The organism is Longimicrobiales bacterium (assembly GCA_028823235.1).
Classification (GTDB): Bacteria; Gemmatimonadota; Gemmatimonadetes; order Longimicrobiales; family Gaopeijiaceae; genus UBA2589.
Map to the genome: position 1 here is coordinate 90,997 of JAPKBW010000012.1, position 7,159 is coordinate 98,155.

General features: G+C 59.9%; 9 protein-coding genes. 4 read left to right on the forward strand and 5 right to left on the reverse strand.

Annotated elements, in window-relative coordinates; genetic code table 11:
• Positions 1-7 precede the first annotated feature (7 nt).
• The 5 genes from uppS to OSA81_08855 all read right to left on the reverse strand — a co-directional run bounded on the left by uppS (position 8) and on the right by OSA81_08855 (position 3,462).
• Positions 8-721 carry a polyprenyl diphosphate synthase gene (gene uppS, locus OSA81_08835; protein ID MDE0899108.1) on the reverse strand — a complete coding sequence of 238 codons (714 nt, stop codon included), beginning with the start codon at positions 719-721 and terminating at the stop codon, positions 8-10.
• Positions 718-1,113, reverse strand: a complete 396-nt coding sequence (locus OSA81_08840) for a transcriptional regulator (protein ID MDE0899109.1) — start codon at positions 1,111-1,113, stop codon at positions 718-720. Before OSA81_08840 ends, uppS begins: the two co-directional genes overlap by 4 nt.
• Entirely contained in the window at positions 1,103-1,675 is a 573-nt protein-coding gene (locus tag OSA81_08845; protein ID MDE0899110.1) for a hypothetical protein, read from the reverse strand. Before OSA81_08845 ends, OSA81_08840 begins: the two co-directional genes overlap by 11 nt.
• 174 nt (positions 1,676-1,849) lie before the next feature.
• The gene (locus OSA81_08850) at positions 1,850-2,839 is read right to left on the reverse strand and encodes a diacylglycerol kinase family lipid kinase (GenBank protein ID MDE0899111.1); all 990 of its coding nucleotides are present in this window, start codon (positions 2,837-2,839) and stop codon (positions 1,850-1,852) included.
• A complete protein-coding gene (locus tag OSA81_08855; GenBank protein MDE0899112.1) occupies positions 2,791-3,462 on the reverse strand; it encodes an acetoacetate decarboxylase family protein in 672 nt (223 codons plus the stop codon). The genes OSA81_08850 and OSA81_08855 overlap by 49 nt, the downstream gene beginning before the upstream one ends.
• A 102-nt stretch (positions 3,463-3,564) precedes the next feature.
• Here OSA81_08855 and OSA81_08860 point away from each other — a divergent pair, with 102 nt between their 5' ends.
• The 4 genes from OSA81_08860 (at position 3,565) to OSA81_08875 (ending at position 6,572) form a co-directional block, all read left to right on the forward strand.
• Positions 3,565-4,338, forward strand: coding sequence for a lysophospholipid acyltransferase family protein (locus tag OSA81_08860; GenBank protein ID MDE0899113.1), 774 nt, complete (start codon positions 3,565-3,567; stop codon positions 4,336-4,338).
• A gap of 16 nt (positions 4,339-4,354) precedes the next feature.
• Entirely contained in the window at positions 4,355-5,317 is a 963-nt protein-coding gene (locus tag OSA81_08865) for a hypothetical protein (GenBank protein MDE0899114.1), read from the forward strand.
• 8 nt (positions 5,318-5,325) lie between these two features.
• Positions 5,326-6,045: a CDP-alcohol phosphatidyltransferase family protein gene (locus tag OSA81_08870; GenBank protein ID MDE0899115.1), complete on the forward strand. Its 720-nt coding sequence runs from the start codon at positions 5,326-5,328 to the stop codon at positions 6,043-6,045.
• A 134-nt stretch (positions 6,046-6,179) separates the two neighbouring features.
• Positions 6,180-6,572, forward strand: coding sequence for a hypothetical protein (locus OSA81_08875; protein MDE0899116.1), 393 nt, complete (start codon positions 6,180-6,182; stop codon positions 6,570-6,572).
• Positions 6,573-7,159: the final 587 nt, after the last annotated feature.

The window sequence follows — 7,159 nt, forward strand, 5'->3', positions numbered from 1 at the left end:
GCGCGTACTAGGAAGCGGCGGCCGCCACCTTTCCATACCGTCGATCGCGCGCTCGAAAGTCGAATATAGCTTCAGCTAGATTTTCGCCGCTGAAGTCCGGCCACATCACGGATGTGAACAGTAGCTCCGCATAGGCACATTCCCAGAGCAGGAAATCACTCAGCCTTCGCTCTCCCCCGGTTCGTATCAGCAGGTCGACGTCAGGCGCCGGACCTCCACCGTTCATGGCATGGCCCAGTAATGTCGCCATATCCTTGCGCTCGATGTCCGTAGCCGAGGCCGCTGCGCGCACAGCAGCGAGCATGAGATCTCGGCTCGAGTAGTCGACAGCCAGTCGCAGAAGAAGTCGGTCGCACGAGCAGGTTTGCGCTTCTGCCCGCTCCATCTGCCGCACGAGCGCGGGAGCAAGGCGATCGCGCCGACCGACGATTTGGAGCCGGACGCCGTTCTTCTTGAGCTCTGCCACCTCTGAGCGCAGGTATCGCCCGAACAACTTCATGAGAACGGCTACCTCGGCAGTCGGCCGCTTCCAGTTGTCGGAAGAAAACGCGTAGAGCGTTAGTGTGCGCACCCCCAGGCCTGGAGCTGCCCGAACCACTTCTCGCACCGATTCAGCTCCTTGGCGATGCCCGAACTCACGGGGGCGGCCGCGAGCAGTCGCCCAGCGGCCATTGCCGTCCATGATGATCGCTACATGCATCATCGGGCTTCCATCCATCATCTCTTGATCCTCGTTGCCTGAATGATGGCTTCCATATGATCGAGGTACCCCTTGAGTTCTTTGCGTCCGGTGGCAGTGAGGGCGTACTCGGTCTTTGGGGTCCGACCCTCGTAAGACTTATTGCAAGTCACGTACCCGGCATCCTCAAGGCGTCGGGCGTGCGCACTCAGGTTCCCGTCCGTAATGCCCAGAAGGTCCCGGAGATCTGTGAACGGCAGCGATCCATTCACCGCCAGCGAACTGACGATTCCCAGTCGAACCCTCTCGTGAATGAGGCGATCCAGTTCAAGTGTGTCGGACCCTGGACCGCGACCTTCGACCGCGCCCAAGTCAAATCGTCTCGTTCGTGCCGAAGGGCTGTCGCGCCGCCGCCCGCGTTGCTTACCCGCCATGTTTCCTCCAGATGACGGCGCCGAACAGAAGGTGCAAGCCACCGAACCCTGCTGCCATGGAGGCTGTGCCCCAAGTCGCAGGAAGCAGAAGCGCCGTCACTCCAGCTGCCATAAAGGCCGCACCCATAACCGGCACAGGCCGCACCGAATGTGACCCACCTGAGACGACGGCTGTCCCGTACAAGAGCAACCACATACCCGGGAGCATATCGACCACTCCGGCTCGCACGAGGCCGACTGTAAGCACCCCACCCGCTGCGAGTGGCGGGATTACGCTCCAGGCAAATTTTCGGCCGGGGCCCGCCAGAATCGTTACGCCCTCAGCGTGTGATTTACGGGCCATCGCGAGGACCGCGACGCCGAGGGACATGCCGGCGGACACCAGCCAGATCGTCAGCCACTCTGAGAGAGTTGACGCACTCCGCGCCAAGCCAGCGGCACCGAGGGCAACCACACCCATCAGCACCCCACCAATACCTGAGACGTGCGTGAAGGAGGCGGACCGCTCCATCGTCTCCCGGATATAGCGAAGATTGTCCATAGCGCGATCGTGCAGCGCCACGGGGGCCTCGCTGGGCCCTCGAAGATCACGGGCAGGAAAATTCATTCTTCAGTGCGCCCCCAGATGTTTGATCTCACTTTGCAGCGTATGCCACTTTGTAATGCAAAGTATGTGCCGTAAAAGGATTGAGCCAAGCTTTTTGTTCAGGTGCCGGAAAGTCAGGCCCTGTCGGGCTCAGACTTTTGGCGCAGCCACAAGGAGCGCGGACTTGATCGTGCGAACCTCGACCACGGCGCCCTGCGAAACACGGACATCCCCATCCATCTCAAAACGCGGCGGCGCTTCAAAGGTCAGACGGAAAGAGGAGTCCTTGATGATCTCGACCCGATCCGAGGTGACGTGGCGTCCGCGCTCGGCAAGCGTGAATAGCTTGAGGCGTGCCAGCGGCGGAGCATCGCCGATCATGCAGGCGTGGAGCTTCCCGTCATCTACAGTTGCGTCCGGTGCGATTGGAAAACCCCCGCCGAAATACCGTCCATTCGACACTGTGAGCATGAGCTGCTCAAGCTTTCGCCGCTCACCTTCCCCCGAGGTCAGGTCCGCCCGGATCCCGGGAAAACGGAACAACTGCTGCAAGGCCGTGAGCTTGTAGAGAAGCTCCCCGCGAAGGAACCGCGCGCCCTTCGCCGCATCAATGACTGCGATGTCGAATCCAAATCCGATCAGGTTCAGGAAGTGTCGAGCCTCGTGGCGATCCGGATGGCTTTCGGCCGCGCTGAGAGTGTCCACTCGTCCTACATCAATGGCTCGCGTATGGCCGGCGGCGAGGACGTTCACCGCCTCTGAGGGATTTTTTGGGTTGTATCCGAAATTCCGACCGAAGTCGTTCCCCGTGCCGCTAGGGAGAATTCCAAGGATGACGTCGTCGCGCTCGCTGGCGACCAGACGATCCGCGACGTTGCTCCACGTACCGTCGCCACCGACCGCTACGATTACATCGTACCCGTCCGCAACTGCCGATTCGGCGAGGTCTCGTTCCTCACCGGGTCGTGTCGTCTCACTGTACGCAACATCGGAGAGAGCGTCATTGAGCAGCCGTTTATAGGCTTCTATCCGGCTAGCTCCTCGTCCCCGCCCAGAGGCGGGATTGAAAATGACGAAGTGTCGCCGAGTGCTCAGAAGGTGACCATCGGGTCGAATGTCTGCATGCCTTTTCCGTACCACTCTTCACGGAAGGGGTAGGTGTTCACATCATCGAGCGTGAGGCCTGCGGTCATTGGATGCTCATGGAGAATCAGCGACCCGGTCTCCTCTTCGTGCTCGGTGTGGTCGGCCTCCATCAGGATATTGACCTTGAAGCGCGACTCCGGGTCGACTGTGAAGCACATGTAGTTGTTTGCGGCAGGCTGACGCTCATGCTCCGTGACCACGAGCTCCAGAACGTCGGCCCCGTCGTCCGTTACCGTCACCGTGAGCCGGTCGACGTCCCGGAGGAAGTCGACCTGAATGTCCTTCATGTAGTGCGGCAACGCCCAGCGCTCGATCGCGTGCGCTCGGGACTCCGGAGTCGACGTTCCGACCATGAACGGAAAAAAGGCCGCCTTGGGCAGAGGCTTGCCGGTTTCGATTCTCGGAGGCACGACAACCGCCAGCACCACCTCGTCATATGCCCCGACCATGCTCTCCTCGAATTGGAAGGCTGTGATCGCGAAAATGCTCCGCTCATGCTGAACCTCGAGCGGTTCTAGGTGGCTTGGGAGGAGCTTCCGGGCGTCCGCCGTGGGCATCTCGAAATATCCGCCGACGCAAACGTCAAAACCGTAGTATGTGTAGTCGTCCGTAACCATTCTTATCAGTCGTCTTGATGATGGTGAACAGGTCTGGTTAGCCTTCCGTACCCGTGCTTCGCTTGTATCGTCACCCCGCCCATCCACTGTGGAGACCGACCCATGAAATTCCGTGGATACGTTGCTCTCGGGTTCCTCTGTCTCGGCCTCCTGCTGTCCGACCTCATCCAGAGGACGGTTGTCGCGCTCTGGGTAAAACTGAGACCGTCCCGGCGCATTCCGGTGCTTACCGGATGGATCAGTCTCATGGCACGGCTGACGACCAGGCCGCTCATTGTACTTGGCGGAGCAAGAATTCAACTTCCGCCACGAATCGTGCCGTCCGGGCCAGGCACGCTCATTCTAATGAATCACCAGTCCGTTCTGGACATCCCACTTTTGGTGAGTACTGTCGAAGGGGGGTATCCACGCATCGTGACTCGCGAGCGATACCGTCGCTTCGTTCCGCTAATTTCGCATTTGGTCAGGCTCTATCAATACCCGACGGTGGACCCGACGGCAAACCCGAAAGAGATGCTGAGAAGCATCCGGTCGATGGTTCAGGCGAGTCGTGAATCTGATGTACCGATAGGGCTGTTTCCGGAGGGGACGAGGACCAAGGACGGATCTATCGGCAGATTTAAGCCGCGCGGTCTGGCGAAACTCTTGGCCGCTCGATCTTGGACGGTCTACGTGTTTGTCGTCGACGGATACTGGCAGACCGCAAAGGTTAAGCATTTTCTCGCCGGAATGGGGCATGTGAACGGTCGCATTGCCCACGTGAAGACGATGGAATGGAGCGATCCGACGGCTGACTCGACTGCATTCATAGAAGAGGTCTACGCCACCATGGTTCAAGGGGTGGCCGAGCTGCGTGAGGAAGAGGCTGTTTCGTGAGAGAGCGGCGGAGCAGGTGAGCCGCCCGGGAGGCGGCGTCAGCGAGTGGCCGGAGGCATGGGAACTCGCGAAGAAGGTGGCCGTGTTCGGAGCACCGACGGTGAAGGCGGTCCTCCTGTATGGGTCACACCTCCATAAGGCCGGGCCGGATCCAAACTCTGCGCTCGACTTTGTGGTGGTCGTAGAGAACTATCGTGCCTTCTATGAGGGGATGGCTTCTTGGAGCGAATTGTCGCGTCCGGTCTGCGTCATGACTTGGATGGCGGATCGGCTGCCCCCGAATGTCATCGCGTTTGCGCCGAATGAGGGGAAGGGCCGAATCGCGAAGTGTCTGGTAATCAGCAAGGAGCACCTTGCTGCCGCTCTCGGATCACGGCTACCCGATCACTTTGTGCTAGGCCGCATGATCCAGCGAATCGGATATCTCTGGTCGCGACTTCCGGAGGACGAATTATGGGTCCGTGAACAGATCGAAGGCGCACACAGTCGCGTACTGGAGTGGATGGCCCCGCACCTCAATGAATCGTTTGATGGCGCCCTGCTGGGGCGACGCGTCCTTGAGGTCTGCTATCAGAGTGAGTTTCGACCTGAATCCCAGGGTCGTGCGGAGCGAATCTTCCAGGCTCAGGCAGCACATTTTGAGAAGGCCTTGCTGCCGGCCCTCGAGTCGGCCCTCGCCTCGGGCACGATCGTACAGACCACACCCGGCTCCTACTCACTCGCGGAACCGTTGTCACTGGCGGCGAGGCGCCGCTGGAAGCGGTACTTCGGCCTCTCAAAGACGCGTGCCACTCTTCGGTGGCTCAAGCATTCGGTGACGTTCGCCCACTGGCTGCCCTACGTAGTGCGGAAGGCTGAGCGACATACGGGCAGGACGATCCGCCTCACGAGACTGGAACGAGCCGTGCCGCATATTTTTTGCTGGCCGCGCGCCATCTACATCTTGGCGAGCCGTTCACTCAAAGAGTTCGACAAGTGAGAGCTGACATGGCGGTGCTGCTTGGAATTCTTGCAGTCGCGCTCTTTTCGATGCCCGCCTACTCCGTTGTGGCTCGCACCCGAACCGATCCGAACGAAATCACAGACCGAGGTGGATTCGTATTGGGTGGATTCGTCCGGAGCTGGTTCTACTGGTTTATCTGGCCGGTCGAGCGGACGTCTCTCACGCTCGGATTGTCCCCTACTGCATTCAACATCGGCGGCGTGCTTTTCGGTTCGGTGGCGGGATACTGCTTTGCAATCGGGGAGGTCAATCTGGGGGGTTGGTTTGTACTCCTCGGGGGCGTCGCAGACGTGCTGGATGGCAGGATCGCACGGGCGCGAGGCAAGGCGAACCAGACCGGAGCGTTCCTAGATTCCACTCTGGATCGGTTCGCAGAAGTCGGAGCTTTTGTCGGACTAGCCGTCATGTTCCGCGACTCGGCCGTTGAGCTTGCGATGGTTGTGACGGCCCTCGGGGGGTCACTGCTCGTGAGCTATGCTCGGGCTCGCGGTGAGAGCCTGGGAGTCGTGGCCAAGGTGGGCATCATGCAGCGCGCTGAACGACTTCTTCTCGTGGGCTTCGGCGGCGTACTTGACCCGGCGGTCAGTGCGTGGCGCGGTTGGGAGCCGGGTTCACTCTTGCTGGGCCTGCTGGCCCTCGTCGCGGTCGGCACGGTGGGCACCGCGATCTACCGTACGGTCTGGATCGCCCAGCGGCTGGACTAGGAAGGGCCTAGCGACGCCTTGCCCCGCCGTATTCTGACTGAACACAGCAGTTCGTTGCTTGTCTCACGTTGACCCGGTCCGTAATCTGTGGGCCGGCCAAATGGCCACTACGGCCTTACCAGCAGAGGTGAACAATGCGTCGAACAGCCCAGAACTTTCTTCTAGCCCTCGCGCTTGTCGCGCTCGCGTCCGTACCCGCCAACGCACAGGACAGCGTTGCCGGGAAGTGGATCTTCAACATGGCCGGGCCACAGGGTGACATGGCCGTCGAATTCATCTTCGAGCAGAGCGGGTCCGAAGTTACCGGGACCGTGACTCTGGAGGTGCCGGAGATCGAAGGCACCGAACTCAGTGACGGGTTGTACGAAGACAGCATCCTGTCGTTTCTGATGCACGTCAGCGCCCAGGGACAGTGGTTCTCCGTCGAGATGGAGGCCGAGGTCGACGGAGACGAAATGGTGGGGGAGGCCTATATGGCTGAGATGGGCCAAGCCATGCCATTCACCGCAAAACGCGCCGAAGGCTAGGGCCACCATATGTCGGTGAAGCGATAGTGTGCCTCCGTGATAACAGACCGACGTAGACGCCACACAACCCGACTGACTTGATAGGCTCACTGCCAGAGATAGCGCAGTCTGATTACTCCCCGTCTCGGACGAGGCTAGGTGCCCTCGCAGAACTCGGCGAAGCACCAGAAGAGGATCTAGTCGTTGTCAGGCGGCGAGTAAGAGCTAGTGCCGAAAATAATCACTTTCCTCTGGGCACCCCACCTGACTCCGCTCAGAGCGGATATCAGCAGTGATATCAGGCTAGGATTTCTGGGGACTCCTAAAGACAAAAGGACTGGGTTCACCCTAACCCAAATCCCCTGAGCAAAACCGTGTTGTATAGGTAGAGACACGGGCGTACTGGGGGGCTAGTTGCCGGGGGGACAGGGGTCGTAGGTGACCGTCTCACCCCAACTAATCCACTCACCGCAATCCTCACCCATGTTGTAGGTGCCTCTCCGCCACAACTGACCGTTGTCGTAGTAGGACTCAAACGGTCCGTCCTATTTAGTATGGCGTGTACCCTACCATCGTAGAGATCGCGATCAGCAGGACTTTCTTCATGC

Coding starts and splice junctions, on each gene's coding strand:
- OSA81_08875 (MDE0899116.1), top strand. CDS start 6,180: ATGCGTCGAACAGCCCAGAACTTTCTTCTAGCCCTCGCGCTTGTCGCG.
- OSA81_08870 (MDE0899115.1), top strand. CDS start 5,326: ATGGCGGTGCTGCTTGGAATTCTTGCAGTCGCGCTCTTTTCGATGCCC.
- OSA81_08855 (MDE0899112.1), bottom strand. CDS start 3,462: ATGGTTACGGACGACTACACATACTACGGTTTTGACGTTTGCGTCGGC.
- OSA81_08840 (MDE0899109.1), bottom strand. CDS start 1,113: ATGGCGGGTAAGCAACGCGGGCGGCGGCGCGACAGCCCTTCGGCACGA.
- uppS (MDE0899108.1), bottom strand. CDS start 721: ATGATGGATGGAAGCCCGATGATGCATGTAGCGATCATCATGGACGGC.
- OSA81_08860 (MDE0899113.1), top strand. CDS start 3,565: ATGAAATTCCGTGGATACGTTGCTCTCGGGTTCCTCTGTCTCGGCCTC.